This is a genomic window from Agrococcus sp. GCM10030265 (assembly GCF_042666675.1).
Taxonomy (GTDB): domain Bacteria; phylum Actinomycetota; class Actinomycetes; order Actinomycetales; family Microbacteriaceae; genus Agrococcus.
In genome coordinates this window covers 128,561-154,116 of record NZ_JBHTCZ010000002.1, presented here as the reverse complement: position 1 = coordinate 154,116, position 25,556 = coordinate 128,561, and the positions used below count along the sequence as shown (strand labels likewise).

At 73.2% G+C, this 25,556-nt stretch carries 25 protein-coding genes; 9 read left to right on the top strand and 16 right to left on the bottom strand.

Annotated features, from left to right (window positions below; translation table 11 throughout):
* Window positions 1–8: 8 nt before the first annotated feature.
* The 4 genes from ACFQPP_RS04915 to ACFQPP_RS04900 are packed head-to-tail and all read right to left on the bottom strand — an operon-like array spanning window position 9 to window position 2,790.
* Window positions 9–698 carry an ABC transporter permease gene (locus tag ACFQPP_RS04915; RefSeq protein WP_376915437.1) on the bottom strand — a complete coding sequence of 230 codons (690 nt, stop codon included), beginning with the start codon at window positions 696–698 and terminating at the stop codon, window positions 9–11.
* Window positions 698–1,327, bottom strand: a complete 630-nt coding sequence (locus ACFQPP_RS04910) for an ABC transporter permease (RefSeq protein ID WP_376915436.1) — start codon at window positions 1,325–1,327, stop codon at window positions 698–700. Before ACFQPP_RS04910 ends, ACFQPP_RS04915 begins: the two co-directional genes overlap by 1 nt.
* A 12-nt stretch (window positions 1,328–1,339) precedes the next feature.
* Window positions 1,340–2,152: an ABC transporter ATP-binding protein gene (locus ACFQPP_RS04905; RefSeq protein ID WP_376915435.1), complete on the bottom strand. Its 813-nt coding sequence runs from the start codon at window positions 2,150–2,152 to the stop codon at window positions 1,340–1,342.
* On the bottom strand, window positions 2,149–2,790 hold the full coding sequence (locus tag ACFQPP_RS04900) for a TetR family transcriptional regulator (RefSeq protein ID WP_376915434.1): 642 nt from the start codon (window positions 2,788–2,790) through the stop codon (window positions 2,149–2,151). The genes ACFQPP_RS04905 and ACFQPP_RS04900 overlap by 4 nt, the downstream gene beginning before the upstream one ends.
* Before the next feature lie 106 nt (window positions 2,791–2,896).
* Here ACFQPP_RS04900 and ACFQPP_RS04895 point away from each other — a divergent pair, with 106 nt between their 5' ends.
* Both ACFQPP_RS04895 and ACFQPP_RS04890 read left to right on the top strand, forming a co-directional pair.
* Entirely contained in the window at window positions 2,897–3,610 is a 714-nt protein-coding gene (locus tag ACFQPP_RS04895; protein ID WP_376916752.1) for an SOS response-associated peptidase, read from the top strand.
* Between the two features lie 59 nt (window positions 3,611–3,669).
* The gene (locus ACFQPP_RS04890) at window positions 3,670–4,704 is read left to right on the top strand and encodes an App1 family protein (protein ID WP_376915433.1); all 1,035 of its coding nucleotides are present in this window, start codon (window positions 3,670–3,672) and stop codon (window positions 4,702–4,704) included.
* Window positions 4,705–4,711: 7 nt separating this feature from the next.
* Here ACFQPP_RS04890 and ACFQPP_RS04885 read toward each other — a convergent pair whose 3' ends face one another.
* The 6 genes from ACFQPP_RS04885 to ACFQPP_RS04860 all read right to left on the bottom strand — a co-directional run bounded on the left by ACFQPP_RS04885 (window position 4,712) and on the right by ACFQPP_RS04860 (window position 10,603).
* Window positions 4,712–5,905, bottom strand: a complete 1,194-nt coding sequence (locus ACFQPP_RS04885) for a phosphotransferase family protein (RefSeq protein WP_376915432.1) — start codon at window positions 5,903–5,905, stop codon at window positions 4,712–4,714.
* 18 nt (window positions 5,906–5,923) lie between these two features.
* A complete protein-coding gene (locus ACFQPP_RS04880) occupies window positions 5,924–6,433 on the bottom strand; it encodes a hypothetical protein (RefSeq protein WP_376915431.1) in 510 nt (169 codons plus the stop codon).
* A 79-nt stretch (window positions 6,434–6,512) separates the two neighbouring features.
* Complete coding sequence (locus ACFQPP_RS04875) at window positions 6,513–7,607, bottom strand: lipid II:glycine glycyltransferase FemX (protein ID WP_376915430.1); 1,095 nt, start codon at window positions 7,605–7,607, stop codon at window positions 6,513–6,515.
* A gap of 35 nt (window positions 7,608–7,642) precedes the next feature.
* Window positions 7,643–8,689 (bottom strand): lipid II:glycine glycyltransferase FemX, encoded by a 1,047-nt coding sequence (locus tag ACFQPP_RS04870; protein WP_376915429.1) that lies wholly within the window; start codon window positions 8,687–8,689, stop codon window positions 7,643–7,645.
* A gap of 11 nt (window positions 8,690–8,700) precedes the next feature.
* Entirely contained in the window at window positions 8,701–9,756 is a 1,056-nt protein-coding gene (locus ACFQPP_RS04865; protein WP_376915428.1) for a lipid II:glycine glycyltransferase FemX, read from the bottom strand.
* A 10-nt stretch (window positions 9,757–9,766) separates the two neighbouring features.
* Window positions 9,767–10,603, bottom strand: coding sequence for an EI24 domain-containing protein (locus tag ACFQPP_RS04860; RefSeq protein WP_376915427.1), 837 nt, complete (start codon window positions 10,601–10,603; stop codon window positions 9,767–9,769).
* A 73-nt stretch (window positions 10,604–10,676) separates the two neighbouring features.
* Between ACFQPP_RS04860 and ACFQPP_RS04855 the strand changes: the two genes are divergently transcribed.
* The 3 genes from ACFQPP_RS04855 to ACFQPP_RS04845 are packed head-to-tail and all read left to right on the top strand — an operon-like array spanning window position 10,677 to window position 12,396.
* Window positions 10,677–11,570: a DMT family transporter gene (locus ACFQPP_RS04855; protein WP_376915426.1), complete on the top strand. Its 894-nt coding sequence runs from the start codon at window positions 10,677–10,679 to the stop codon at window positions 11,568–11,570.
* A 48-nt stretch (window positions 11,571–11,618) separates the two neighbouring features.
* Window positions 11,619–11,876 (top strand): Rho termination factor N-terminal domain-containing protein, encoded by a 258-nt coding sequence (locus tag ACFQPP_RS04850; RefSeq protein ID WP_376915425.1) that lies wholly within the window; start codon window positions 11,619–11,621, stop codon window positions 11,874–11,876.
* Between the two features lie 43 nt (window positions 11,877–11,919).
* A complete protein-coding gene (locus ACFQPP_RS04845) occupies window positions 11,920–12,396 on the top strand; it encodes a DUF6328 family protein (RefSeq protein WP_376915424.1) in 477 nt (158 codons plus the stop codon).
* Here ACFQPP_RS04845 and ACFQPP_RS04840 read toward each other — a convergent pair.
* Entirely contained in the window at window positions 12,393–13,106 is a 714-nt protein-coding gene (locus tag ACFQPP_RS04840) for an endonuclease III domain-containing protein (protein ID WP_376915423.1), read from the bottom strand. The two genes, ACFQPP_RS04845 and ACFQPP_RS04840, sit on opposite strands and share 4 nt — an antisense overlap.
* 30 nt (window positions 13,107–13,136) lie before the next feature.
* Window positions 13,137–14,591 carry an MFS transporter gene (locus tag ACFQPP_RS04835; RefSeq protein ID WP_376915422.1) on the bottom strand — a complete coding sequence of 485 codons (1,455 nt, stop codon included), beginning with the start codon at window positions 14,589–14,591 and terminating at the stop codon, window positions 13,137–13,139.
* Between the two features lie 106 nt (window positions 14,592–14,697).
* Here ACFQPP_RS04835 and ACFQPP_RS04830 point away from each other — a divergent pair, with 106 nt between their 5' ends.
* The 4 genes from ACFQPP_RS04830 to ACFQPP_RS04815 are packed head-to-tail and all read left to right on the top strand — an operon-like array spanning window position 14,698 to window position 19,138.
* A complete protein-coding gene (locus ACFQPP_RS04830; RefSeq protein WP_376915421.1) occupies window positions 14,698–15,576 on the top strand; it encodes a Ku protein in 879 nt (292 codons plus the stop codon).
* An 11-nt stretch (window positions 15,577–15,587) separates the two neighbouring features.
* Window positions 15,588–17,939, top strand: a complete 2,352-nt coding sequence (ligD, locus tag ACFQPP_RS04825; RefSeq protein ID WP_376915420.1) for a non-homologous end-joining DNA ligase — start codon at window positions 15,588–15,590, stop codon at window positions 17,937–17,939.
* A 57-nt stretch (window positions 17,940–17,996) separates the two neighbouring features.
* Window positions 17,997–18,950, top strand: a complete 954-nt coding sequence (locus ACFQPP_RS04820) for a methyltransferase family protein (RefSeq protein WP_376915419.1) — start codon at window positions 17,997–17,999, stop codon at window positions 18,948–18,950.
* Window positions 18,951–18,979: 29 nt separating this feature from the next.
* Window positions 18,980–19,138: a hypothetical protein gene (locus ACFQPP_RS04815; protein WP_376915418.1), complete on the top strand. Its 159-nt coding sequence runs from the start codon at window positions 18,980–18,982 to the stop codon at window positions 19,136–19,138.
* A gap of 49 nt (window positions 19,139–19,187) precedes the next feature.
* On the opposite strand, the gene ACFQPP_RS04810 is transcribed toward ACFQPP_RS04815, so the two are convergent.
* From ACFQPP_RS04810 to dnaE, 4 genes are read right to left on the bottom strand one after another with little or no spacing between them, the layout of a single operon-like run.
* Window positions 19,188–20,210: a quinone-dependent dihydroorotate dehydrogenase gene (locus tag ACFQPP_RS04810; protein ID WP_376915417.1), complete on the bottom strand. Its 1,023-nt coding sequence runs from the start codon at window positions 20,208–20,210 to the stop codon at window positions 19,188–19,190.
* Complete coding sequence (gene nrdR, locus ACFQPP_RS04805; RefSeq protein WP_376915416.1) at window positions 20,207–20,674, bottom strand: transcriptional regulator NrdR; 468 nt, start codon at window positions 20,672–20,674, stop codon at window positions 20,207–20,209. The genes ACFQPP_RS04810 and nrdR overlap by 4 nt, the downstream gene beginning before the upstream one ends.
* On the bottom strand, window positions 20,675–21,958 hold the full coding sequence (hisD, locus tag ACFQPP_RS04800; protein ID WP_376915415.1) for a histidinol dehydrogenase: 1,284 nt from the start codon (window positions 21,956–21,958) through the stop codon (window positions 20,675–20,677).
* A 35-nt stretch (window positions 21,959–21,993) separates the two neighbouring features.
* Window positions 21,994–25,494 (bottom strand): DNA polymerase III subunit alpha, encoded by a 3,501-nt coding sequence (dnaE, locus tag ACFQPP_RS04795; protein ID WP_376915414.1) that lies wholly within the window; start codon window positions 25,492–25,494, stop codon window positions 21,994–21,996.
* Window positions 25,495–25,556 lie beyond the last annotated feature (62 nt).

Sequence of the window (25,556 nt, the reverse complement as noted above, 5' to 3'; positions counted from 1 at the left end):
GCGTTGGGTCAGACGAGGTGGCGGGCCCGCTGCGCGGCGCGCTGCACCATCGCGAGCAGCAGGTCGACGACGATCGCGAGCAGCGCGACGACGAGCGATGCGCCCAGCATGAGGTCGTAGTCGTTGAGGTTGATGCCGGCGGCGATGATGAGACCGAGCCCGCTGAGACCCGCGAAGGAGGCGATGGTCGCGGTCGCGATCACCATGAGCACCGCCGCGCGCACCCCGCCGAGGATGACGGGCGCCGCGAGCGGCAGCTCGACCTTCGTGAGGATCTGCCACTCGGTCATGCCCGAGGCTCGCGCGGCGTCGATCGTGACGCGATCGACGCTCTCGATGCCCGCGTACGCACCGGCGAGGATCGACGGGATCGCCATGATCGCCAGGGCGATCGTGCAGCCGACGAGCTGTGCGGGACGCGTGCCGAGCGGCTCCGTCAGCACCATGACGAACAGGAAGAGCACGCCGAGCGCCGGCGCGGCGCGCGCGGCGCTCGTGATGGCGATCACCGCCTGCCTGCCCTTGCCCGTGTGCCCGATCCAGCAGCCGAGCGGCAGCGCGACCACGGCGGCGACGAGCACGCACAGGAGCGAGATCCACAGGTGCTCGAGCGTGCGCGTGCCCACCGGGTACAGCGCGCGCGGGGCCCACTGCTCGGGCGCGACGAGCCATGCGAGGGCGCTGAGCAGGAACTCCATCAGCGCCTCCAGGGCATCGCGAGGCGGCCTGCGAGCTGCAGGACGGCGTCGAAGAGGGCTGCGAGCACGAGCGTGCCCACGAGGCCAGTGAGCACGGAGTCGAGGTTGCCCGTCGCGCGCCCGTTCGTGAAGAGGTAGCCGAGGTTGTCGCTGCCGATGAGCGCCCCGACCGTGACCATCGCGACGGTCGACACCGCGATGACCCGCAGGCCCGCGAGCAGCACGGGGCCGGCGAGCGGCAGCTCGACGCGCAGGAACCTGCCCACGCGGCCGTAGCCGACGGCCGTCGCCGCCGAGATCGTCGCGGGCGGCAGCGAGGCGAACGCATCCGTGGCGCTGCGCACCATGATGGCGACGGCGTAGAGGGTGAGGGCGACCGTGAGGTTGATCTCGTCGAGCGTCCGCGTCGCGAGCAGCAGCGGCAGGATGAGGAACAGCGGCAGCGACGGGATCGCGTAGAGGGCGCTGCCGAACGCGAGGATGACGAAGCGCGCGACGCGGTTGCCTGCGGCGAGCCAGCCGAGCGGCACGGCGACGAGGAAGCCGACGACGATCGGCGCGACCGACAGGCGCGCGTGGTTGACGGTCAGGTCCCAGACCTGATCCCAGTTGGCGATCACCCAATCCATGGCGGGATGACCTCAGGCGGCGTCGAGGGTGCCGAGCGGCGTGCCGTCGCGGTCGACGACGACCTGGCGCCCGTCGACCTCCTCGACGTGCAGCGAGCGCTCGCCTGCTCGGGCGCCGATGAACTCGCGCACGAAGTCGTTCGCGGGCTGCGCGACGATCTCGGCGGGCGTGCCGCGCTGCGCGATGACGCCCTCCTTCTCGAGCACGACCACCTGGTCGGCGAGGGCGAAGGCCTCCTGGATGTCGTGCGTCACGAACAGCACCGTCTTGCCGAGCTCGCGCTGCAGCCTGCGCGTCTCGCGCTGCAGCTCGAGGCGCACGATGGGGTCGACGGCGCCGAACGGCTCGTCCATGAGCAGGATGTTCGGGTCGGCGGCGAGCGCGCGGGCGACCCCGACGCGCTGCTGCTGCCCGCCGGAGAGCTGGTGCGGGTAGCGGTCGGCGAGCTCGGGGTCGAGACCCACGGTGCCGAGCAGGGCGAGGGCGCGCTCGCGCGCCTCCCGCTTGCCCGTGCCGTCGAGCATCGGCACCGTCGCGACGTTCTGCCAGACGGTGCGATGCGGCAGCAGCCCGGCTGCCTGCAGCACGTAGCCGATGCCGCGGCGCAGGCGCACGGGATCCTTGGACGCGACGTCCTCGCCGTCGATCGTCACGCGACCCGACGTCGGGTCGACCATGCGGTTGACCATGCGCATGAGCGTGGTCTTGCCGGAGCCGGAGGAGCCGACGAGCACCGTGCACGTGCGCGGCGGGATCTCGAGGGAGCACGCGCGGACGGCGACGGCGTCGCCGTAGAGCTTGGAGACCTGCTCGAAGACGATCACGATCGCGGGGCCAGGCCCTTCCTGGCCTCCATGAGGCCGTGCTCCAGCGCCATCTCGAGGATCTCCTCGTCGCCGAAGCGGTCGCGCTGGAAGGCGAACATCACGAGCGCGTCCGCCACGCGGAAGCCGCGACGCAGCGCGGCAGCGCCCTCGGCGTCGTTCGGCGTGCCGAAGCGCGCCGACAGCACCGACAGCGTCTCGCCCGCGATGAGCTCGGTCGAGTCGGCCGGCCGCTCGGAGCCGACGTCGAGCCAGTCGCCCGTGCGCACGGAGCGGAACGACGGGATCTCGCGGTACGCGCCGATGAAGTCGCGCAGCAGCGCGGTGACGGCGTCCTCCCACGTGACGTGGTCGGCGTCGGAGAGCGTGCGCTCGAAGCGCGCACGCAGCCGCTCGAGGTTGCGACCGGCGAGCGCGACGAGCACGGCGATGCGGTCGGGGAAGTAGCGGTAGACCGTGCCGATCGACGCGCCCGCCGACTTCGCGACCATCGCGGTCGTGAGCAGCTCGGAGCCGACGTCGTCGACGCAGTGGGCCGCGGCGTCGAGCAGGGCCTCGATGCGAGCAGCGGCTCGCGGCTGCACCGGCTCGCTGCGGACCGCCACCGAGGCGGCGTCCGGGTGCACCGACATGGGCATCGCTCACTCCATCCTGCAGGCGCGCCGCATGCACATTCGAGCGACGCTCAGTTCGCCCGATGCTACTCCGGGTCGGCTCGGTCGCCGCGTGCGCCGCGCCCACCGGATGCGGACGTGCCATGATGCCCGGGTGTGCGGACGCTACGTCATGGCTGCGGATCCCAGCGATCTCGTCGCGCTGTTCGAGGTCGACGAGATGGGCGACCTGCCCGATCGCTCCTGGAACGTGGCGCCGACCGACCTCGCGCCCATCGTCGTCGAGCCGCCCTCGCGCGACGGCACGCCGCCGACGCGACGTCTCGAGGCCGCGCGGTGGGGGCTCGTGCCGCCGTGGTCGAAGGATCTCTCGAGCGGCGTGAAGGCCATCAACGCGCGCAGCGAGACGGTGCACGAGCGGCGCACCTTCGCCGCCTCGCTCGCGACGCGCCGCGCGATCGTGCCCGCCTCGGGCTGGTACGAGTGGCGCAAGCCCGAGCGCACGCCCTTCCTCGTGCACGCCGAGGGCGAGCAGCCCATGGGCTTCGCCGGGCTGTACGCATGGTGGCGCAACCCCGAGGGCGCCTGGGTGCTCTCGTCGACCATCCTCACCGCCGACGCCACGGGCCGGCTCGCCGACCTGCACGACCGCATGCCCGTCGTGCTCGCACCCGAGCTGTGGGACACGTGGCTCGACGCCGAGACCGAGGGCGACCAGGACCTCGTCGAGGCCGTCGTGGCAGCGGCCTCCGAGCACGTCGACGAGCTGTCGCTGCGCGAGGTGGGCCGCGAGGTCGGCGACGTGCGCGCCGAGGGACCGTGGCTCGTCGCACCGCTCGCGTGACGCGCGCGGACGACGGCACCCCATCGGCGCAGGTAGCGTGAAGGCGATGAGGCATCGACGTGGCTGAGCTCGACCCCCTGGCGCATGTGCCGGACCCCATCCTCCACCGCGCCGCGCGCATCGAGGACTGGGTGCAGGAGCGGCTCGAGGCGCGCGCGCTGCGCGGCGGCCGACGACCCGCGGTCATCCCCTACGCCGGCTACGGCGGCGACGGATGGGTGCGCGTGCTGTGTCGCGTGCTGCTCGTGACGCCCGGCCGGGAGCAGCGCGCGATGTACGAGAACATGCGCGGCTGGCGCACGTTCACGTCGATCAGCCTCTCGTCGGCCGAGGTCACGGTGTCGTCCGGCGGCACGACCGCGACCGTGACGGCCGACCGCGGCGGCGTCGTCGACGCCGTCGTGCCCGTGTCGCTCGAGCCCGGGTGGCGCGAGGTCACGCTCACGGTGCCGGGCTCCGAGCCCGTGCAGGCGCCGATCTTCGTCGTCGACCCCGCCACGCGGGTGGGCGTCGTCTCCGACGTCGACGACACCGTCATGGTCACGCTGCTCCCCCGCCCCATGCTCGCGGCCTGGAACGCGTTCGTGCTCGACGAGCACGCGCGCAGGCCCGTGCCCGGCATGGCCGTGCTGTACGACCGCGTGCGTCGCGCCAACCCGACCGCGCCGTTCATCTACCTCTCGACGGGCGCCTGGAACGTCGCCCCGGCGCTGCGCCGCTTCCTCTCGCGCAACCTCTACCCGCCGGGGCCGCTCATCCTCACCGACTGGGGCCCCACGCACGACCGGTTCTTCCGGTCGGGCCAGGTGCACAAGCGCGCGCAGCTGCGCAGGCTCGCGCGCGACTTCCCCGACATCCGCTGGCTGCTCGTCGGCGACGACGGCCAGCACGACGAGTCGATCTACGCGGCGTTCGCCGACGAGCATCCCGAGTCGGTCGCCGCGGTCGCCATCCGCCAGCTCTCGCCGCAGGAGGCGGTGCTCGCGGGCGGCCGCAAGCACGAGCGGCAGGACTCGACGGTGCCGTGGCACTTCGCCCCGAACGGCGGCGGGCTCGAGCGCAGCCTGCGCGAGGACGGCATCCCGCTCGACTGAGCGCGCGTCAGGCCTGCGGATGCAGCGTCGTCGCCAGGGCGAGGTCGGCCTCGTCGAGCAGGCGCGCCGCCACCGGCAGATGCTCGTCGCCCCTGCCCGCGACGGCGAGGGCGTGCCCCGTGAGGTGGATGGCGGCGATCGCGGCCGTGCGGCCGCCGTCGGCCCAGCGCGAGCGCAGCGCGCCCGCGAGCCTGCGCAGCGCATCCGCATCGCTGCGCGCCCCGGCCGACGCCGACTCGAACGCCGTCACGACCACGTGGGCTGCGAGGGCGGCCGCATCGTCGGCGGGGTCGCCGAGCCCCGCGGTGTCGATGTCGATGAGGCCCGTGATGCGCCACGGCTCGTGCCGGTCGACGAGGATCTGCCCCAGGTGCAGGTCGCCGTGGACCGTCACGGGCATCGGCACCGCCGTCGACGCGTAGAGCGCGCGCACCCGCTCGACGATGGCCGAGGCGCGGGGCGCGAGCACGGGCGCCGTCTCGGCCATGCGCGCCGCGTACCACTCGGCGCGTCGCGCGAGCGACTCGCGAGCGGCGACGCCGACGCGCACGCGGGCGAGCTGCGCGACGATGCCGTCGATGCTCGCCACGAAGCGCGGGTCGTCGGCGATGGCGGCGACGTGCTCGAGGGCGGGGTCGCCCGGCATGCGCTCGAGCAGCAGGAGGCCGGCCTCCGAGTAGCCGAGGCTGCGCGGCACGGGCAGGCCTGCCGCGTGCAGCGCGACGTGCAGGTCGTGGATCGTCGCGGCGAGCGCTGGCTGCACGACCTTCGCGAAGTGCTGCGTGCCGCCCGTGTCGACGCGCAGCACCGCGCGCTTGCCCGGGCGGTACGACTCCATCGTGAGCGTCGCGCCGGCGGCCTCGATGCCGAACTTCGCGAGCACGACGCCCGCGGCCTCCGGGTAGGACACCGCGGGCAGCGACGGCAGCGACGGATCCTGCGGGTACGTCCACGCCGTGAGGCGGTCGCCCGTCGCGCGGTCGACGAGCTGCACCGTCTGCTCGCCGAGGGGCGCGTCCGGCGAGGTGTTGACGTAGATCGTCACGCGCTCGAGCGCGTCGTCCGGGCCGCGCAGCGTGCACGCGTAACCGAGGATGATGCCGTCGGAGACGGGCTCGAGATCCTGCTGCCGGAAGGTGACCAGCTCACGGCCCGTGCTCGCGGCGAGGCGCCTGAGGATGCCGGCCGCGTCGTCGAGCATGGGTCCATCCAACACGACTCAGGAGGGCGTGGGCTCCGCCGACACGATCGGATGCACCTGCAGCCACTGCAGGCGCCAGAACTCGCCGGCCGAGAGCTCGAACGAGTGCGTGTCGCGCGACACCATCGCCCGCACGTGGTCCGGGTCGAGGTGCGGGCGCGCGAGCAGCGTCACGGCCGGCTGCCGCACCATGGTGCTGCGCCCGTAGTGCACGCTCACGATGTCGGCGGTGGCGGGCGTGTCGCTCACGACGCACGCCGTGCGGATGAGCTTCGTGGCGCCGAGCGCCTTCCACGCGAAGTGGTCGCCCTTCCATCGCATCTCGGCGACGAGCTCGCGATCGCCCTTGTCGGGCCGGTGGTACTCGTACGTCTCGCGCAGCTTGAGCGGCGACGACTCGACGGTCTCGATCGTCACGCGCGTGTTCCGGCGGTTCGGCGAGAGCCAGTACGGGAAGGTCGTCGCGCGGATCGCCCACTCCCCACGCAGGATGCGGGCGAGCTCGGCTGGATCTCCGACGCGTGCCATGCGCCCAGCGTATCGAGGTGCGCCCGAGCGTCGGCTCCGCCCCCGCGGCGTGCCGCGCGTCCAGCCGACGTGCAGGCGGCTACCAGATGCCCCAGGGGCGCCTGCGCAGTCGCCACTCGATGGGCAGCACCACGCGGGCGAAGGCTTGCCAGCGGCGCGGCTCGAGCAGCAGCAGGTGGCTCGGGAGGTGGTCCGTGATGGGGCCGAAGAGCAGCTTGAACCGGCCCGGCCCGTAGAGCTGCTCGCTCTGGTCGTCGGCCTTCCACGACGGCGGCGTCGCGTACGCGTCGTAGATCGTGCGGCCGTCGTGCTCCTTGAACCACTGCATCGCCGTCCAGCGGATGAGGTGGGCGCCGCCGCGGATGGCGCGATCGGGCACCGAGCCGCCGTCCTTCGCGAGCGCGTAGCGGCCGTAGCCGATCATGAACGACGACGCCTGCGGGCCCTCGTGCGCCCCGTCGTAGCCGAACCACAGATGGCCCTGGCCGCGCTCGCGCAGCTCGGTCCACAGCCTGCGGTAGTACGGGTACGGCTTCATGCCTGCGACGCCCTTGCCGCCCGAGACCGTCTGCATGAGGCGGTACATCGTCTCGAGGTTCTCGTCGGTCGGCTCGACCTTCTCGACGCGATAGCCGTCGCGACCGGCCTTGCGGATGTGGTTGCGCAGGTTCTTCGAGAACGCGGCGAAGATCGCGTCGGGCTCCGGCTCGAGGTCGACGAGCACCGTGTGCTGGTTCTGCTGCATGCGGTCGGAGGCCTGCCACCCCGCGTCCTGCAGCGTGCGCCGCGCCTCGGGCACGTCGACGAGGAAGGGCTCGATGCGCACCGCGTAGAGGTGCGGCACGGTGCGCGCGAACGCGCGCAGCGCCTGCGTGAAGGCGGGCACCGCCTCGATGGGCAGGCTCGGCCCCTGCGGGAGGTACCACTGACGGCCCACGATCGAGCGGTGCTCGAGCGCGAGCATCGCGACGTCGCCCGCGACGCCCGGCGCGCCCTCGAGCACGAGATGCACGGGGTGCAGGTCGTCCTCGTGCTGCTTGAGCGCCGCGTAGGCCTCGCCCTGCGCCCACTGACCGCCGTCCGGGTTCGCCTGCACGAGCGCGTCCCAGCGTGCGACCTCCGCCGCCGTCGCCGTCCTCAGCGTCGCCACCGCGTCCGCCCCCTCCGTCACCATCGCGTCCTCGTCACCGCGCTCGTCACCGCGGGCCCTCACCACAGGCCCGTCGGGCGACGCCTCGCACGCCACTCGATGGGCCGCACGTAGCGATCCCACACGCGCTGCCTGCCCGGCCGCAGCTCGAGGTCGAACGACGGCACGAAGTCGGCGATCGGCGCGAACTGCGTCTTGAAGCGCGCGAGCGAGTGCATGAAGTGCGTCTCGTCGTCCTTCCGCCACGACGGCGGCGCGCCCATCATGTCGAAGCCCTCGAACCCGCGCTCGGCGTAGTGGCGCATCCGCGTCCACCTCCCGAGGTGGGCTCCGCCGTTGATGCGGCGATCGGGGCGCGAGCCCTCGTCCTTGTCGATGACGTCGCGACCGAACGGGATGGTGAACGTGATGGTCTGCGGGCCGTCGCCGCCGTCGTCGCCCACCCACCAGTCGGCCATCCCGTGGTCGGTGAACGCCTTCCACACCGTGCGGTAGTACTCCTCGCCGCGCATGCCGCTGAGGCCCCTGCCGCCGGAGATCGTCTGCATCCGCGCCCACATCTGATCCATGAGCGCGGGCGTCGGCTCGACGCGCTCGACCGTGTAGCCCTCGCGCTCGGCGTGGCGGATGTTCTTGCGCACCGCCTTCGAGAAGCTCGCGAGCAGCGCCTCCGGGCCCTGCGTGAGGTCGGCGATCACGGTGTGCGTGTGGATCTGCACGTCGTCGGCCTCGACGAGCCCGGCGCCGCGCAGCAGCGCCATGTGCTCGTCGGTGCGTCGCAGGCGAGGCTCGAGCTTCACCGACACGAGGTCGGGTCGGTGCCGCTCGACGTACGCGCGCGTCGCGGCGACGATCGAGTCGAGGCGCGGATGCCACGGCCCCGAGGGCACGTACCAGAAGCGGCCGATGACGCCGTGGCGCTCGAGCACGAGCGCCCGCACGGGCTCGGCGCCGTCGTACACCATGTGGTGGGTGCGGAAGCCGTCCCACCGCTTGACCTCGGCGAACGCGAGGGTCTGCGTGAACTGGCCGCCGTCGGGGTTCTGCGCGACGAGGGCGTCCCAGTCGGCGATCTCGGCCGCGGTCGCCTCGCGGAGCTCGTGCACCGTCTCCCCCGTCATCGCAGCGTGTCCGGTCCGGGCCGCAGCCGCCACTCGATCCTGCGCAGGCCGTGCTCCCAGAGTCGGTGCCGCAGCGGATGCAGCACGAGGTCGAACGACGGCAGGAAGCTCGTGACGGGCCCGAAGCGCGTCTTGAACTGGCCGAGGCCGTGGAACGGATGCGTCTCGTCGCCCAGGCGGTCGGCCGGCGGCGTGCCTGCGAGGTCGAACGCCGTGCAGCCGCGCTCGATCGCATCCTGCATGGCCGTGTGCAGCAGCAGCGGCGCACCGCCCGCGATGCGCCGATCGGGGCGAGAGCCGCCGTCCTTGTACACGGCGGTGCGGCCGGCGAAGGTCACGAAGATGCCCGCCTGCGGCACGTCGCCGTCGTCGTCGAAGCCGAGGTAGAGCTGGCCGGTGCCGCGATCGGCGAACGCCTGCCAGAAGCGGTCGTAGTAGGCGCGCTCGCGCATGCCGGCCATGCCCTTGCCGCCCGCGACGGTCTGCATCATCGCGTGCATGCGCTCGCGCGTCTCGGGCGTGACGTCGACGCGCTCGACGCGGTAGCCGTCGCGCTCCGCCTTGCGGATGTGCCGCCTGGTCGACTGCGAGAACGAGGCCAGCAGCGCCTCCGCGCCCTGCTCGAGGTCGAGCACGACCGTGTGCGTCTGCACCTGCATGTCGCGGCTGCGCTCGAGGCCCGCGGCCTCGAGGCGCGCGACGAGCTCGGGCGTGCGCTCGAGGCGCGGCTCGATCTTCACGACGAGCAGGCCCGGCTGCGCGGCCGCGTACGTGCGCAGCGCGGCGACGACGCCCTCGAGGTCGTCGGCCGTGGGGCCGAGCGGCACGTACCAGTAGCGCCCGAGCCACACGCGGCCCTCGAGCGCGAGGACGTGGATCGTCTGCGCGCCCTCGAGGACGAGGAAGCGGGGCTCGAGGCCATCGCCGCGCTTGACGTCGGCGAAGGCGGCGGACTGCACCATGTGCCCACCGTCGGGGTTCTGCGCGATGAGCGCGTCCCAGCGGTCGATCTCGGCTGCGGTCGCCGTGCGGACGAGGAAGGAGCCGGACATCCGTGACAGCCTACGCGAGCGGCGAGGTGATCGACGGCGCGGGCGGCACGGGCGGCGCGTCGTCCGCGCCGGGATCGCGCGACGGCGTGGTCGGCGCGGTCGGCTCGCCGCGCAGCTCGCGGACGAGCAGCATGCCGCCGACGGTCGCGGCGGGCGTCACGAGCACGGCGCCCCCGGGCACGAGGAACAGCAGGTAGACGGCGAGGCCGAAGCCGCGCGCGACGTCGGGAGCCGTGTCGAGCAGGCGACGACGCTCGTCGAGCGACAGGCCGCGCGCATCCGACGCCATGCTCGTCAGCTCGACCGCGAGGGCGCGCGAGCCGACGAGCGCCCCGCCGATCCATCCGATCGCGGAGCCCACGACCGGCACGAGGCCGAGGAGCAGCACGACGATGCCCGTGAGGATGCCGACGCCCGCGAGCCGCAGCCCGTCGTCGATGCCCTTCGCGATCGACTGCCGCACCGTGAGCTCGACCTCGTCCGGGATGCCGCCGAGCTCGTCCTCCGCCGCGCGCCAGATGCGCTCGTAGAAGGGCGCGCCCACGAGCAGGGTCACGGCGGCGAAGAGGAGGACGCCGATCGCCGCGGCGCCCACGACGAGCGCGATCGCCAGCACGATGCGCAGCACCGCGGGCCACGGATCGGCCCAGGCGTCGGCGAACGGCGTGAGCGCGTCGACGATCGCGCTCGCGCGCAGCCCGAGCACGACGAGCCCCACGACGAACGCGAGGCCCACGACGAGCGGCGGCACCATGCCGAGGATCGCGAGGCGCGGACTCCGCCAGCCGAGCCGGAGTCCGGCGGCGAGGATGGTCATGCCGTGCAGGAGGGCTCGGATGCGGTGCACGGGCCCATCCTCCCCGATCGCGCCGGCGGATGGCTGGCGAATCGCCCGCCGTGCGCCGCCTAGGCTCGGGACCGTGAGCGACGCGCGTCCCATCCACACGGCCGCCGTCCTCGCCGCCGCCGTGCTGTGGGGCACGACGGGCACCGTCGCGCACCTCGCGCCCGAGGGGTCGTCGCCGCTGCTGATCGGCATGGCGACGTTCGGCGTCGGCGGTCTCGTGCTCGCCGCGCTCTCGTGGCGCGCCGTCTCGCGCGTGCTGCGCGACCGCGCTGCATGGCCGTGGCTGCTCGCGGGCGGCGCGGGCGCCGTGCTGTATCCGACGGCCTACTACCCGGCGATGGACCTCGCGGGCGTCGCCGTCGGCAACGTGCTCGCGCTCGGCTCGGGCCCGATCTTCGCCGCCGTGCTCGAATGGGCGCTCGACCGCCGTCGACCGTCGATGCGGTGGGGCGTCGCCACCGTCGTCGCGGCCGCGGGCGTCGCGCTGCTCGCCGTCGGCTCGGGCGAGTCGACCACCGGCGCGAACCCCCCGCTCGGCATCGCGCTCGCCCTCGCGGCGGGGGTCGGCTACGCGCTCTACTCCTACGCGGGCGCGCGCCTCATCGCCGGCGGACGCACGTCGCATGGCTCGATGGCCGCGATCTTCCTCGTCGGCAGCGTCGTGATGGTGCCGCTCTTCCTGGTGCTGGGGCCCGGTCCCCTCGCGTCCGCCCACGGTGCGCTCACGCTCGCGTACCTCGCGCTCGTGCCCATGGCCGCGTCGTACCTGCTCTTCGGCTTCGCGCTGCGCGCCCTCACGGCCTCGACCGCCACGACGCTCGCGCTCGCCGAGCCCGTCGTCGCGACGATGCTCGCCGTGCTCGTCCTGCACGAGCGGCTGTCGACGCTCGCGTGGATGGGACTCGCCGCCGTCGCGGTCGGCATCGTGCTCGTGAGCCTCCCCGCGCGCCGGCGCGCGCTCGTCTGACTCGTCAAGCCCCTCCTCGCGCACGGCCCGATCGGCGACCGTGGTGCCATGCCGAACCCCTCCATCAAGGACGAGAAGCTCTACCGCGACCTGCGCGACGACGGCGCGAGCGCCGAGAAGGCCGCGCGGATCGCGAACGCGGCGGCGCGCGACGGCCGCGGCGCCGTCGGCAGGCGCGGCGGCGAGGCGCAGGATCTCGACGACCGCACGGTCCCCGAGCTGCGGGCGCGCGCGAAGGAGCTCGGCATCACGGGGTACTCCGGGCTGCGCAAGCAGCAGCTCATCGAGCGCATCCGCTCCCACTGAGCCGCCACTGGCGTGGGCGCGTGCGTCGATGCAGGATGAGCGCATGACCGAGGCTGCGCGCGGCGACGACCGCGACGAGTCAACGAGCGAGCGGCTCGATCGCAACTGGAACGACATCCTGCAGGAGCTGCGCGTCGCCCTCACGGGCACGCAGCTCATCTCCGGCTTCCTGCTCGCCGTCGCCTTCCAGTCCCGCTTCGAGGACCTCTCGCGCGAGCTCGTCGTGCACTACCTCGTGCTCGTGGCGCTGGCGGGCCTCGCGACGCTCCTCGGGCTCGCGCCCGTGGCCGTGCACCGGCTGCTGTTCGGCAGGCGCGTGAAGGAGGCGACGGTGCGGCTGGGCGACCGCCTCCTGCTCGCGACGCTCGTCGTCGTCACGATGCTCGTCGTGGGCGTCGCGGCCTTCGTCTTCTCGTTCGTGGCCGGCGTGGTCGCCGGGGTCGTCGCCGCTGCGCTCGCGACGCTCGTCGCCGTGGGGATGTGGGCTCTCGGCCTCGTCGCGCGGCGACGCGCCGGCTAGCCCCGCGCCGCGGGCGCGACCCCGACGGCATCCAGCTCGTCGCGCAGGGCAGGCACGAGCGTCGCGTCGCGCGCGGCGAGCCTGCCGAACTCGTCGACGAGCGCGTGCAGCTCCTGCAGCTCGGGCACCGTGAGACCCGCCTCGGCGACGTGCGGCGCGAGGGAGCGGCGCAGCGCCTCGTAGGGTCGCGGTGCGTCGTGGCCGAGCGCGACGAGCAGCCGCCACGCGTACGCGTCGGCGATGAGGACCCCGCGTCCGAACGCGTACAGCGCGATGACGTCCGCCGTCTCGGGGCCGACGCCCGTGACCGCGAGCAGCGATGCCCGCAGCGCAGCGTCGTCGAGGTGGTCGAGAAGGCCGTGCTCGGCCTCCTCGCGGACGGTCCATCGCGCGAGCGCGATGCACGCGCGCGCCTTCGCCATCATGAACCCGCTGCGCCGCAGCAGCGGCACGAGGCGCTCGGGCGACTCGGCTGCGAGCGCGGGCGGATCGAGGAGCCCCGCCTCGCGCAGTCGCCCGATGCTGAGCACGGCGTTCTCCCACCGCGTGTGCTGCACGAGCACCGCGCCGAGCATCATCTCGAAGCGGTCGTCGGCCGGCCACCACCCCTGCGGCCCCATGCGGGCGAGGAGCGCGTCGTGCAGCGCCCGAAGCAGCGGCTGCGGCGCCGATGGCGCCGGATCGCTCGCGGGAGCGCGCGTCGTGGGCATCAGGGGCATCCTGGCATGCGCGCGCAGCCGTCAGCCCCGAGCCGCGGGCTCCCGCGCCTCCTGCGCCGCGTGGACGCCGCGGTCGCGCGGCATGGCGAGCGCGGCGGCGAGCACGAGCACCGCGAGCACCGCGGTGCCGACGAACACGACCTGCGAGGCGCCGACGATCGTCGCGGGGTCCGTCGCGTCGCCGCCGGCCGCATCCACCGTGGCGTTCGCGAGCGCGCCGAGCACGGCGGCGCCGATCGCCTGCCCGATCGAGCGGGAGAACATCTGCGCTCCCGTGACGACGCCACGCTCGGACCAGTCGACGCTCGCCTGCGCCGCGACGACGCTCGGCACCGCCGTGAAGCCGAAGCCGAGGCCGACGAGCAGGCACAGCACCGCGACGATCCACGGCGACGGGAAGCCGGCGAGGGCCGCGAGCGCCCCGGCCGCGAGCACGAGGATGACGCCGCCGACGATCGTCGTCGCCCGGAAGCCGATGCGCAGGTACAGGCGGCCCGAGAGCGACGCCGCGATGGGCCAGCCGATCGTGAGCGTCGCGAGGGCGAGCCCCGCCCAGATGGGTGCGAGGCCGATCGCACCCTCGAGGTACGTCGGCACGTACGCCGTGAGGCCGATGAGGCCGCCGCCGATCGCGAGGCCCATGAGCGCCGTCGTGCGTAGGAGGCGTCGCGTCAGCAGCATCGGCGGGAGGATGGGCTCGGCGGCGCGGCGCTCGACGACGACGAAGAGCGCGAGCAGCACGGCGCCCGCGCCGAGGATGCCGACCGAGAGGGGCGACGCCCACGCCCACGCGCGGCCGCCCTCGAGCACGCCGAGGATGAGCAGCGAGAGCGACGACGTCAGCAGGAGCGCCCCGAGCCAGTCGAGCCGATGCGTCTGCCGCTCGACTCGCTCGTGGAATCGCCGCGCGACGAGCACGCCCGCCACGATGCACAGCGGCACGTTCACGAGGAAGATCCAGCGCCACGCGTCGAGCTGCGCGAAGACGCCGCCGAGCGTCGGTCCGACGACGGCGGAGATCGCCCAGACGCTCGCGAGGTAGCCCTGCACGCGCGAGCGCTCCTCGAGCGTGTACACGTCGCCGACGATCGTCATCGACACCGGCAGGATCGCGCCGGCGCCGATGCCCTGCACGGCGCGGGATGCGATGAGCGAGGGCATGTCCCATGCGACGCCGCACAGCAGCGAGCCCACGAGGAACGCCGCGATGCCGAAGAGCATCACGGGCTTGCGGCCGATCGTGTCGGCGAGCTTCGCGTACACGGGGGTCGTGACGGAGGACGCGAGCAGGTAGATCGAGAACAGCCACGGGAACGACGCGAAGCCGCCGAGGTCGTCGACGATGGACGGCACCGCCGTCGACAGGATCGTGGCGTCGATGGCGACGAGCCCCGTCGAGAGCATCATCGCCAGCAGCAGCGGGCCGCGCTCGGATCGGAGGCCGACGGCGGCGGGGGCTGCGCTGGGGGTGCTCATCGTGAGGGCGAACCGCATGCGGTCGCGGCGCATTCCGGATCGTCCGCGCTCGCGGCCGCTGTCTCAAGGCCTTGTCGAAGGTTGCTCGTCGGTGCAGCATGGCTGCATGCGCGCCATGTGGAAGGGCTCCATCGCCTTCGGGCTCGTCAACGTGCCCGTCAAGCTGTACTCGGCGACCGAGACCCACGACGTGCGCCTGCATCAGGTGCACGACGAGGATGGCGGTCGCATCCGGTACCAGCGCAAGTGCGAGGTGTGCGGCGAGGTCGTCGCCTACGAGCACATCGACAAGGCGTACGAGGAGGACGGCAAGACCGTCGTGCTGCGCGACGACGACCTGAAGGCGCTGCCGGTCGAGCGCTCGCGCGAGATCGAGGTCGTGCAGTTCGTGCCCTCGAAGCAGGTCGACCCCATCCGGCTCGAGAAGTCGTACTACCTCGAGCCGACGGGCACGGCGCTCAAGGCCTACACGCTGCTGCGGCGCGTGCTCGACGAGACCCAGCGCACGGCGATCGTGCGCATCTCGATCCGGCAGCGCTCGCGGCTCGCGGTGCTGCGCGTGCACGACGACGTGCTCATGGTGCAGACGATGCTGTGGGACGACGAGATCCGCGCCGCCGACTTCGCGAGCCTCGACGAGCGGCCGCGCATCCAGGCGAAGGAGCTCGACCTCGCGAAGGCGATCGTGAAGGAGCTCTCGGGCGACTTCGCGCCCGACGAGTACCAGGACGACTACCAGGTGCAGCTGCGGCAGCTCGTGGAGGCGAAGCTCGAGCAGGGCGACGCGATCGACACCGCCGCCACGTTCGGCGAGGAGGCCGAGGAGGCGGAGGTGCTCGACCTCATGGAGGCGCTGCAGCGCTCGGTCGAGCGGCGCCGGGGCGCGGCGAAGGGTGCCTCGAAGGGCGACGCGAAGGACACGTCGAAGGGCGCCGCGAAGGAGTCGGGCACCGGCTCGTCCTCGAAGCGCTCGAAGTCGGCCTGAGGCGACCGCGGATGGCCGAGCAGAGCGTCCGCGTCGGCGGCCGCACGCTCGGAGTGTCGAACCTCGACAAGGTGCTCTACCCGGACGCCGGGACCACGAAGGCCGACGTCATGGCCTACCTGCAGGAGGTCGCGCCCGTCATGCTCCCCCATGTGCGGGATCGACCCGTGACGCGCAAGCGCTGGGTGCACGGCGTGGGCACGGACGACGACCCCGGCGAGGTGTTCTTCGTGAAGGCGCTCGAGCAGGGTGCGCCCTCGTGGATCCCCAGGCGCCCCATCGAGCACAAGGACGGGCCGAAGGAGTACCCGCTCGTCGAGGACGCCGCGACCCTCGCGTGGCTCGCGCAGATGGCGGCGCTCGAGCTGCACGTGCCGCAGTGGCGGTTCGGGCCCGACGGCGCGCGACGCGACCCGGATCGGCTCGTGCTCGACCTCGACCCCGGCGAGGGCGCGGGGCTGCCGGAGTGCCAGGAGGTCGCCCTCGTCGCTCGCGACCTCCTGCGCGACATGGGGCTGCGACCGCTCCCCGTCACGAGCGGGTCGAAGGGCATCCACCTCTACTGCCGCATCGACGGGCTCGACGGCGAGCGGGCCTCGGCGCTCGCGAAGGCCATCGCCGTCTCGCTCGAGGAGCTGCATCCCGACCTCGTCGTGTCGTCGCAGCGCAAGGCGAGCCGCGTCGGCAAGGTGCTCGTCGACTGGAGCCAGAACTCCGGCGCGAAGACGACGATCGCCCCGTACTCCCTGCGCGGGCGGTCGCAGCCGACGGTCGCGGCGCCGCGCACGTGGAGCGAGATCGAGTCGGACGGCCTCGCGCAGCTGACGCATGCCGAGGTGCTGGAGCGCGTCGCGCGCGACGGCGACCTGCTCGCACCGCTCGCTCCCCCGCCGATGGTCGACCGCCTCGCGGCGTACCGGCAGAAGCGCTCCGCCGATCGCACGCCCGAGCCCGTGCCCGAGGAGGCGCCGCAGCCGACCTACGGTCGCTCGTTCGTCATCCACGAGCACCACGCGTCGAGCCTCCACTGGGATCTGCGCCTCGAGCACGACGGCGTGCTGCAGTCGTGGGCGATCCCCAAGGGCATCCCGACGTCGGGCGAGAGGGATCGGCTCGCGGTGCGCACCGAGGACCATCCGCTCGAGTACGGCGGCTTCGAGGGCGCCATCCCGAAGGGCGAGTACGGCGCGGGCGAGATCCGCATCTGGGATGCCGGCGAGTACACCGTGAAGGACTGGGATCCGGCGCTGAAGGCCGTGACGCTGCACGGGCGATCGGACGGCGGGCTCGGCGGCGCGCCCGTGCGCATCGCGCTCGTGCAGACCGACGGCGACCAGTGGCTCTGCCATCGCATGCGGCTCCCCACCGCGGCGGGCGAGCGGAGGGAGCGCTCGCGCGGTGCCGCCGTGCCGCGCGCCATCACGCCGATGCTCGCCTCGACGCGATCGCTCGCCGACGTCGGCGAGGGCTGGGTCTTCGAGCCGAAGTGGGATGGCTGGCGCGCCCTCGTCGTCGTCGACGGCGACGACGTGCGCGTGCGCTCCCGATCGGGCCAGTCCCTCACCGAGGGGTTCGCCGAGCTCCTCGCACCCATCCGGCAGGCCGTGACCGCCGAGCGCGCCATCCTCGACGGCGAGCTCGTCGCCGGCGCGGGCGGTGGCGACTTCTCGTCGCTGCAGGGGCGGCTCGGCGATCGCCGCGCCCGCGGTCGCGCGGTGGATCGCGGCGAGCCCGTGACGTTCGTCGCCTTCGACGCCCTCGAGGTCGACGGCCGGTCGCTGCTGCGGCTGCCGCTGTCCGAGCGCCGCGACGAGCTCGAGCGCGTCGTCGTGCCGTCGGAGCGCGTCGCCATCACCGAGCAGCTCCTCGGGTCGGCGTCGGCGATCGTCGAGGCCTCGCAGCGCCTCGGGATCGAGGGGCTCGTGGCGAAGCGCCTCGCGTCGACGTACCAGCCGGGCGCGCGCAGCGACGACTGGCGCAAGGTCGTGCACGTGCGCACGCACGAGGTGGCCGTGGTCGGCTGGCTGCCCGGCGAGGGATCGCTCGGGCGCACGTTCGGCTCGCTCGTGCTCGCCGCGCCGACCGAGGCCGGCGGGCTGCGCTACGCCGGGAGGGTCGGCACCGGCTTCTCCGCCCGCGACCGCGCCGCCATCCGCGAGCGGCTGCCCGATCAGTCGCGTGCATCCCGCGCCGTCGACGACGTGCCCGCCGACGTCGCACGCGCCATGACGTGGATGCGCGCCGCCGTCGGCGAGGTGCGCTTCACGTCGGTGACCGAGGCGGGCGCCTTCCGCCAGCCCGTCTGGCGCGGCCTGCGTGCCGACAAGTCGCTCGACGACCTGCGGCCGCTGCCGACGCGGTGAGCGGGCGCCGCGTGGCGTCCGGCGAGCGTCGAGCGTCGCGTGGCTACGCTCGGGAGCATGAGCGTCGGCCCCGCATCGCGTGCCTCCGGCGCTCGCCTGAGTCTCCTCGGTCGCGCCTACTTCGCCGTGCAGGCGCTCGCGGGCGCCGCGTGGTGGATCGGCGTCTTCACCGTCGACGCCGTCCGCGACGCGACCCTCGGCGGCCTGCCGCCCGTCGCGGTCGCGGCGTTCGACCTCCCCCTCTTCGTCGTCGGCTCGGCCGTCGCCGCCGCAGGCGTGCGCTGGGCGACGTGGCTCGCGACCGCGTGGACGACGCTCGTCGCCGTCGGCATGGCGGGCTACGCCACGGTGACGCAGCTGGCGGGGGTGGGCGCCCTGCTCATGGTCGCCGCGGCCGTCGCGAGCATCGGCGCCGCCATCCTCGTGCTGCTGGGGCGCATCCCCGGCGACCTCATCGCGCGCGGCCCGTTCGCGTTCGCCGTCGCACCCGTCGCCGACGCCCGCACGCACGTCGCGCGCACCGCGCGGCAGACGGTCGTCTTCTGGGGCACGTTCCTCGTGGTGCTGCCCGCGATCATCGCGGTCGTCGAGGCGCGCTGGCAGCTGCGCGTCGAGCCGGCGCCCATCGTGCAGGCGGCGGGCATCCTGCTGCTCGTGGCCGGGAGCCTGCTCGGCATCTGGTCGGCGCGATCGCTGTCGATCGTGGGCGAGGGCACGCCGCTGCCGTCGTCGCAGCCGCGCCGCCTCGTCGTCGCGGGCCCGTATCGCTGGGTGCGCAACCCGATGGCCGTCGCCGGCATCGCGCAGGGCATCGCGGTGGGACTCGTCGTCGGATCGTGGATGGTCGTCGCCTACGCCGCGGCGGGCGTCGTCGTGTGGCACGTCGTCGTGCGTCCCGTCGAGGAGGCCGACCTGCTGGCCCGGTTCGGCGCGTCCTACGCCTCGTACCGCGACCTGGTGCGCTGCTGGATCCCCCGCCACCCCCTTCCGCCGACGGGCGCGCAGGCGTAGCGTCCGGGGACGACGTGAAGGGAGTCGCCATGACTGAGAAGTCCGTCGACGAGTTCGGCCGCATGGTCCGGGGCGAGCAGACGGCCTCGCCGCTGCCCGACACCGAGTGGATCCACGACGACCCGGTGACGCACGAGCGCCCCGAGCGCGAGGTCGACGCCACCGCCGACGACGAGTCGGCGCCGTAGCCGCGGGCTCGGGCCCGGCGCTCGCGCGGGGCCCGAGCGCCTCGCCGCGTCAGCGCGCCGCGAGGAGCGCGGGCAGCTCGCGATTGATGCGTGCCGCCCAGCCGGGGCCCTCGAACACGAACGCCGAGTAGCCCTGCACGAGCGTCGCTCCGGCGGCGAGCCGCTCGGCCACGTCGGCCGCGGTCGTCACGCCTCCGACCGAGATGACGCACACGTCGGCGGGCAGCACGCGGCGGAGGATGCGCAGCACCGCGAGCGAGCGGGCGGCGAGCGGCGCACCCGAGAGTCCGCCCGCACCGGCACGCTCCACGACGGCGGCGTCGGTCACGAGCCCGTCGCGCGCGATCGTCGTGTTCGTGGCGATGACGCCGGCGAGGCCGAGCCGCAGCACGAGCGCCGCGACGCCCTCGATGGCGTCGTCGTCGAGGTCGGGCGCGATCTTCACGAGCACGGGCGTCTCGCCTGCCGCATCCCGCACCGCCTCGAGCAGCGGCGCGAGCCGCTCCTCGTCCTGCAGGCCCCGCAGGCCGGGCGTGTTCGGCGACGACACGTTGACGGCGAGGTAGTCGGCGACCGGCGCGAGCAGGCGCGTCGAGACGAGGTAGTCGTCGATGGCGTCGTCGACGTCGACGACGCGGCTCTTGCCGATGTTGACGCCGATCACGGGGCGCGAGCGCGCCGCGCGTGCGGCCCGGATGCGGTCGGCGGCCGCCGCCGCTCCCCCGTTGTTGAACCCCATGCGGTTGACGAGCGCGCGGTCGGCCACGAGGCGGAAGAGCCGCGGGCGGTCGTTGCCCGGCTGCGGTCGCGCGGTGAGCGTGCCGACCTCGACGTGCCCGAACCCGAGTGCCCCGAGGCCCGCGATCATCGTCGCGTCCTTGTCGAAGCCCGCCGCGAGGCCGAAGGGCGTCGGCAGCTCGCGCCCGAGCGCGCGCACCCGCAGCCTCGCGTCGGCGCGCACCCCGGGCCGCAGCGCACCGGCCGCCCGCACGACCGCCGCGCCCAGATGGTGGGCCCGCTCGGCATCGAGGCGTCGCAGCACGTGCCGGAACAGGGGCGCGTAGAGCCTCATGCGTCGGCCTCCTGGCGGGCGTGGTCGAGCCGCAGCTGCCCGATGGCCGACTCGAAGTCGTCGAGCGACTCGAACGCCTGGTAGACGCTCGCGAAGCGCAGGTACGCGACCTCGTCGAGCTCGCGCAGCGGCGGCAGCACGGCGAGGCCGATGTCGTTCGCGTCGATCTGGCTCACGCCCGTCGCACGGATGGCCTCCTCGACGCTCTGCGCCACCGTCGCGAGGTCCGCATCCGTCACGGGGCGGCCCTGGCACGCCTTGCGCACGCCCTCGATGACCTTGTCGCGGCTGAAGGGCTCGACGACGCCGGATCGCTTCACCACGAGGAGGCTCGCCGACTCCGTGGTCGTGAACCGGCGCTCGCACCGGGGGCACTGCCTGCGGCGGCGGATGGTGAGGCCGTCGTCGGACGACCGCGTGTCGACGACGCGCGAGTCGGGGTGGCGGCAGAAGGGGCAGTGCATCTAGAGCCTCGCTCGGATGGCCTCGGCGTGCGCGGGCAGGTCCTCGCTCTCGGCGAGCGCGACGACCGCGTCGGCGACGCCGCGCAGACCCTCGAGGTCGTAGCGCACGACCTGCTGCGGGCGCAGGAAGGTGGCGGCGCCGAGCCCCGAGACGCGGGCTGCCTGGCCGCCGGTGGGCAGCACGTGGTTCGACCCCGCGGCGTAGTCGCCGAGGCTCACGGGCGTCGCGGGCCCGACGAAGATCGCGCCCGCGTTGCGGATGCGCGCCACGACGGCGTCGTCGTCGGCCGTCACGATCTCGAGGTGCTCGGGCGCGTAGGCGTCCGAGACCGCGATGGCCTGCTCGAGGTCGGCGACGAGGATCGTCGCCGACTGCTCGGCGCCCAGCGACGTGCGCACGCGCTCGGCGTGCGGGGTCGCGGCGACGCGCATGGCGAGCGCCGCGTCGACGGCGTCGGCGAGCGCGGGCGAGTCGGTCACGAGCACGGCGGCGGCGAGCTCGTCGTGCTCGGCCTGGCTCACGAGGTCGGCGGCCACGAGGTCGGCGTCGGCCGTCGCGTCCGCGATGACGAGGATCTCGGTCGGCCCGGCCTCGGAGTCGACGCGCACGTGCCCGCCGACCACGCGCTTCGCCGCGGCGACGAACACGTTGCCGGGGCCCGTGACGACGTCGACGGCGTCGACGACGCCCGGCACGCCGTACGCGAGCGCGGCGATCGCGCCGGCGCCGCCTGCGGCGAGCACCTCGTCGACGCCGAGCATCGCGGCTGCGGCGAGGATCGTCGGATGCGGCAGCCCGCCGTGGTCGGCCTGCGGCGGCGTCGCGAGGACGATGCGCTCGACGCCCGCGACCTGCGCGGCGACGACGTTCATGACGACGCTCGACGGGTAGACGGCCTTGCCGCCGGGCACGTAGACGCCGGCGCGCGCGACCGGCACCCAGCGCTGCTCGACGACGGCCCCCGCGGCGAGCATCGTCGACGCGGGCGGCGGCACCTGGGCGGCCGTGGCGAGCCGCACACGACCGATCGCCGTCTCGAGCGCGTCGCGCACGCGGGGATCGAGCGCCTCGAGGGCGGCGTCGAGGGCGGCCTGCGGCACCCGCAGCGCCGGCGGCCGCACGCGGTCGAATCGCACCGCCTGCGCGACGAGCGCCTCCGCGCCGTCGGTGCGGACGGCGTCGACGAGGGCACGGGCCGCATCGAGGGCGCGGTCGACGTCGTGGGCGGCGCGAGGCAGCGCCGGGATGTCGGCGCGCGCGGACAGATCGAGGCGTCGCAGCATGCTCCCAGGGTATTGCGCCGCGGGAGCGCAGGACGTCACACGAGCGCCGACGGCCCCAGCAGGCTCTTGATCTCCCCGAACAGCGCCGACGAGATCTGCACCTGGTGCTGCAGACGGAACACCCGGGCGGCGCCCGGCCGCTCGAGCCGCATCCGCACCTCCGTCGGCCCGGCGTGCCGCTCGAGCACGCCACGCAGCTCGCGCGTCACCGCGAGCGTCGCACGCCGCTCCATGAGCCGCAGCTCGAGGGGCTTCGTCTCGTCGACGGGCATGAGGTCGGGGAACTCGAGGTGGTTGGCGTGCAGCGTGAAGCCCTCGTCGCGCGTGCGGAAGCGACCCTTCACGACCGCGATGCGGTCGGCCTGCATGTCGTGTTGGAAGGCGGTGTACGTCTTGCCGAGCACCATGACGTCGACCTCGCCGCCGAAGTCCTCGATGGTGAGGATGCCGTAGGGGTTGCCGGACTGCCTCGCGACGCGGTGCTGCGCGGTCGTGATGAGGCCGGCGACCGTGACGGTGTCGCCGTCCTCGCAGTCGTCGACGAGCGTCTGGATCTGGTGGCTCGCATGCTTGGCGAGCTCGAGGTCGAGGCCCGCGAGCGGATGGTCGGAGACGTAGAGGCCGAGCATCTCGCGCTCGAAGGCGAGCTTGTCGCGCTTCGCCCACTCGGGCCGGTCCGGCACCTTCTGCTGGTGGTCCGGCTCGTCCCACAGCGAGTCGAAGTCGAAGCCGACGGCGCCGAACTCCTCGCGCTTCTTGTCGGTGACGGCCTGGTCGACGGCCCCCTCGTGCACCTCGAGCAGCGCGCGCCGCGTCGAGCCCATCGAGTCGAAGGCGCCCGCCTTGATGAGCGACTCGACCGTGCGCTTGTTCGCCGCGGCGACCGGCACCTTCTTCAGGTAGTCGTGGAATGAGTCGTACGCCTCGGCGACACGCGCCTCGACGATCGCGTCGACGACGTTCGCGCCGACGTTGCGCACGGCGCCGAGGCCGAAGCGGATGTCGTCGCCGACGGCCGTGAAGCGCAGCGACGAGGCGTTGACGTCGGGCGGGAGCACCGTGATGCCCATGCGGCGGCACTCGGAGAGGTAGAGCGCCATCTTGTCCTTCGAGTCGCCGACGCTCGTCAGCAGCGCGGCCATGTACTCGGGCGCGTAGTGCGCCTTCAGGTAGGCGGTCCAGTAGGAGATGACGCCGTAGGCCGCGGAGTGCGCCTTGTTGAACGCGTAGTCCGAGAACGGCAGCAGGATCTCCCACAGCTTGTCGCGCGCGGCCGTCGAGTAGCCGCGCTCGGCCATGCCCCGCGAGAAGCCCTCGAACTGCTTGTCGAGCTCGGACTTCTTCTTCTTGCCCATCGCGCGCCGCAGGATGTCGGCCTCGCCGAGCGTGAAGCCCGCGACCTTCTGCGCGATCGCCATCACCTGCTCCTGGTAGATGATGAGGCCGTAGGACTCCTCGAGGATCTCGGCGAGCGGCTCCTCGAGCTCGGGGTGGATCGGCGTGATCGGCTGCGCGCCGTTCTTGCGCAGCGCGTAGTTCGTGTGCGAGTTCGCGCCCATGGGGCCCGGGCGGTACAGGGCGATGAGCGCCGAGATGTCCTCGAAGGAGTCGGGACGCATGAGGCGCATGAGCGAGCGCAGCGGCCCGCCGTCGAGCTGGAAGACGCCGAGCGAGTCGCCGCGCGTCAGCAGCTCGTAGGCGCCGCGGTCGTCGAGCGCCAGCCCCTCGAGGTCGAGCGTCTCGCCCCGGTTGGCCGTGATGTTGTCGAGGGCGTCGGAGATGATCGTGAGGTTGCGCAGCCCCAGGAAGTCCATCTTGATGAGGCCGAGCGACTCGCACGTGGGGTAGTCGAACTGCGTGATGATCGCGCCGTCCTGCTCGCGCTTCATCACGGGGATGATGTCGAGCAGCGGATCCGACGACATGATGACGCCGGCGGCGTGCACGCCCCACTGGCGCTTCAGGTTCTCGAGGCCGAGCGCCGTGTCGTAGACGGTGCGCGCATCGGGGTCGGCGTCGAGGATGGCGCGGAAGTCGCCCGCCTCCTTGAAGCGCGGATGCTCGGGATCCGTGATGCCCGACAGCGGGATGTCCTTCGCCATGATCGGCGCGGGCATCGCCTTCGTGAGGCGCTCGCCGAGGCCGAAGGGCTGGCCGAGCACGCGTGTCGCGTCCTTCAGGGCCTGCTTCGACTTGATGGTGCCGTACGTGACGATCTGCGCGACGCGCTCGCTGCCGTACTTCTCGGTGACGTATCGGATGACCTCGCCGCGGCGCCGGTCGTCGAAGTCGACGTCGAAGTCGGGCATCGAGACGCGATCGGGGTTGAGGAAGCGCTCGAAGATCAGGCCGTGCTCGAGCGGGTCGAGGTCGGTGATGCGCAGCGCGTACGCCGCCATCGAGCCTGCACCGGAGCCGCGGCCCGGTCCGACCCGGATGCCGTTCTCCTTCGCCCAGTTGATGAAGTCGGCGACGACGAGGAAGTAGCCGGGGAAGCCCATCTGGGCGATGACGCCCATCTCGTAGTCGGCCTGGGCCTGCACTCGCTCGGGCACGCCCGAGGGGTAGCGGCGCAGGAGGCCCGTCGCGACCTCCTCGCGGAACCAGGACTCCTCCGTGTGCCCCTCGGGCACGGGGAACCGGGGCATGTAGTTCGCCTTGGTGTCGAACTGCACGTCGCATCGCTCGGCGATCACGAGCGTGTTGTCGCACGCCTCGGGCCGATCCTTGAAGATGTGCCGCATCTCGGCGGCCGACTTCAGGTAGTACCCCTCGCCGTCGAACTTGAACCGCTTGGGGTCGTGCAGCGTCGTGCCCGACTGCACGCACAGCAGCGCCGAGTGCGCCGTCGCGTCGGAGGCGTGGGTGTAGTGGAGGTCGTTCGTCGCGACGAGCGGGAGGTCGAGCTCCTTCGCGAGACGCAGGAGGTCGCCCATGGTGCGGCGCTCGACGTCGATGCCGTGATCCATGATCTCGGCGAAGAAGTTGTCCTTGCCGAAGATGTCGCGGAACTCGCCCGCAGCCTTCTTCGCCTCGTCGTACTGGCCGAGGCGGAGCTTCGTCTGCACCTCGCCGCCGACGCATCCCGTCGTGGCGATGATGCCGTCCGCGTACTCGGCCAGCAGCTCGCGGTCGAGGCGCGGCTTGAAGTAGAAGCCCTCCATCGACGCGCGCGACGCCATGCGGAACAGGTTGTGCATGCCGGCCGTCGTCTCGGCGAGCAGGGTCATGTGCGTGTACGAGCCGCCGCCCGAGACGTCGTCGCCGCCGGCGTCGTCGCCCCAGCGCACGCGCGTGCGGTCGCCGCGGTGCGTGCCGGGCGTGACGTAGGCCTCCATGCCGATGATGGGCTTGATGCCCGCGTTCGTCGCCTTCGACCAGAAGTCGAACGCGCCGAACACGTTGCCGTGATCGGTCATGGCGATGGCGGGCATGCCGTGCTCGACGGCCGCCTCGACGAGCGGGCCGACGTGGGCGGCGCCGTCGAGCATCGAGTACTCGGTGTGCACGTGGAGGTGCGCGAACTGATCGCTCATGTGGCCTCCATCGTACGAGCGGCCACCGACGCGACACGACCCGACGCCCGGGTCGGCGTCGC

Excerpts from the sequence above, each read along its gene's own strand:
- hisD (WP_376915415.1), bottom strand. The coding sequence starts at position 21,958 with ATGCTGCGACGCCTCGATCTGTCCGCGCGCGCCGACATCCCGGCGCTG.
- ACFQPP_RS04840 (WP_376915423.1), bottom strand. The coding sequence starts at position 13,106 with ATGCCCACGACGCGCGCTCCCGCGAGCGATCCGGCGCCATCGGCGCCG.
- ACFQPP_RS04875 (WP_376915430.1), bottom strand. The coding sequence starts at position 7,607 with ATGGTGACGGAGGGGGCGGACGCGGTGGCGACGCTGAGGACGGCGACG.
- ligD (WP_376915420.1), top strand. The coding sequence starts at position 15,588 with ATGGCCGAGCAGAGCGTCCGCGTCGGCGGCCGCACGCTCGGAGTGTCG.
- ACFQPP_RS04895 (WP_376916752.1), top strand. The coding sequence starts at position 2,897 with ATGCGGACGTGCCATGATGCCCGGGTGTGCGGACGCTACGTCATGGCT.
- ACFQPP_RS04830 (WP_376915421.1), top strand. The coding sequence starts at position 14,698 with ATGCGCGCCATGTGGAAGGGCTCCATCGCCTTCGGGCTCGTCAACGTG.
- dnaE (WP_376915414.1), bottom strand. The coding sequence starts at position 25,494 with ATGAGCGATCAGTTCGCGCACCTCCACGTGCACACCGAGTACTCGATG.
- ACFQPP_RS04885 (WP_376915432.1), bottom strand. The coding sequence starts at position 5,905 with ATGCTCGACGACGCGGCCGGCATCCTCAGGCGCCTCGCCGCGAGCACG.
- ACFQPP_RS04815 (WP_376915418.1), top strand. The coding sequence starts at position 18,980 with ATGACTGAGAAGTCCGTCGACGAGTTCGGCCGCATGGTCCGGGGCGAG.
- ACFQPP_RS04900 (WP_376915434.1), bottom strand. The coding sequence starts at position 2,790 with ATGCCCATGTCGGTGCACCCGGACGCCGCCTCGGTGGCGGTCCGCAGC.
- ACFQPP_RS04850 (WP_376915425.1), top strand. The coding sequence starts at position 11,619 with ATGCCGAACCCCTCCATCAAGGACGAGAAGCTCTACCGCGACCTGCGC.
- ACFQPP_RS04880 (WP_376915431.1), bottom strand. The coding sequence starts at position 6,433 with ATGGCACGCGTCGGAGATCCAGCCGAGCTCGCCCGCATCCTGCGTGGG.
- nrdR (WP_376915416.1), bottom strand. The coding sequence starts at position 20,674 with ATGCACTGCCCCTTCTGCCGCCACCCCGACTCGCGCGTCGTCGACACG.
- ACFQPP_RS04915 (WP_376915437.1), bottom strand. The coding sequence starts at position 698 with ATGGAGTTCCTGCTCAGCGCCCTCGCATGGCTCGTCGCGCCCGAGCAG.
- ACFQPP_RS04865 (WP_376915428.1), bottom strand. The coding sequence starts at position 9,756 with ATGTCCGGCTCCTTCCTCGTCCGCACGGCGACCGCAGCCGAGATCGAC.
- ACFQPP_RS04845 (WP_376915424.1), top strand. The coding sequence starts at position 11,920 with ATGACCGAGGCTGCGCGCGGCGACGACCGCGACGAGTCAACGAGCGAG.
- ACFQPP_RS04820 (WP_376915419.1), top strand. The coding sequence starts at position 17,997 with ATGAGCGTCGGCCCCGCATCGCGTGCCTCCGGCGCTCGCCTGAGTCTC.
- ACFQPP_RS04910 (WP_376915436.1), bottom strand. The coding sequence starts at position 1,327 with ATGGATTGGGTGATCGCCAACTGGGATCAGGTCTGGGACCTGACCGTC.
- ACFQPP_RS04835 (WP_376915422.1), bottom strand. The coding sequence starts at position 14,591 with ATGAGCACCCCCAGCGCAGCCCCCGCCGCCGTCGGCCTCCGATCCGAG.
- ACFQPP_RS04810 (WP_376915417.1), bottom strand. The coding sequence starts at position 20,210 with ATGAGGCTCTACGCGCCCCTGTTCCGGCACGTGCTGCGACGCCTCGAT.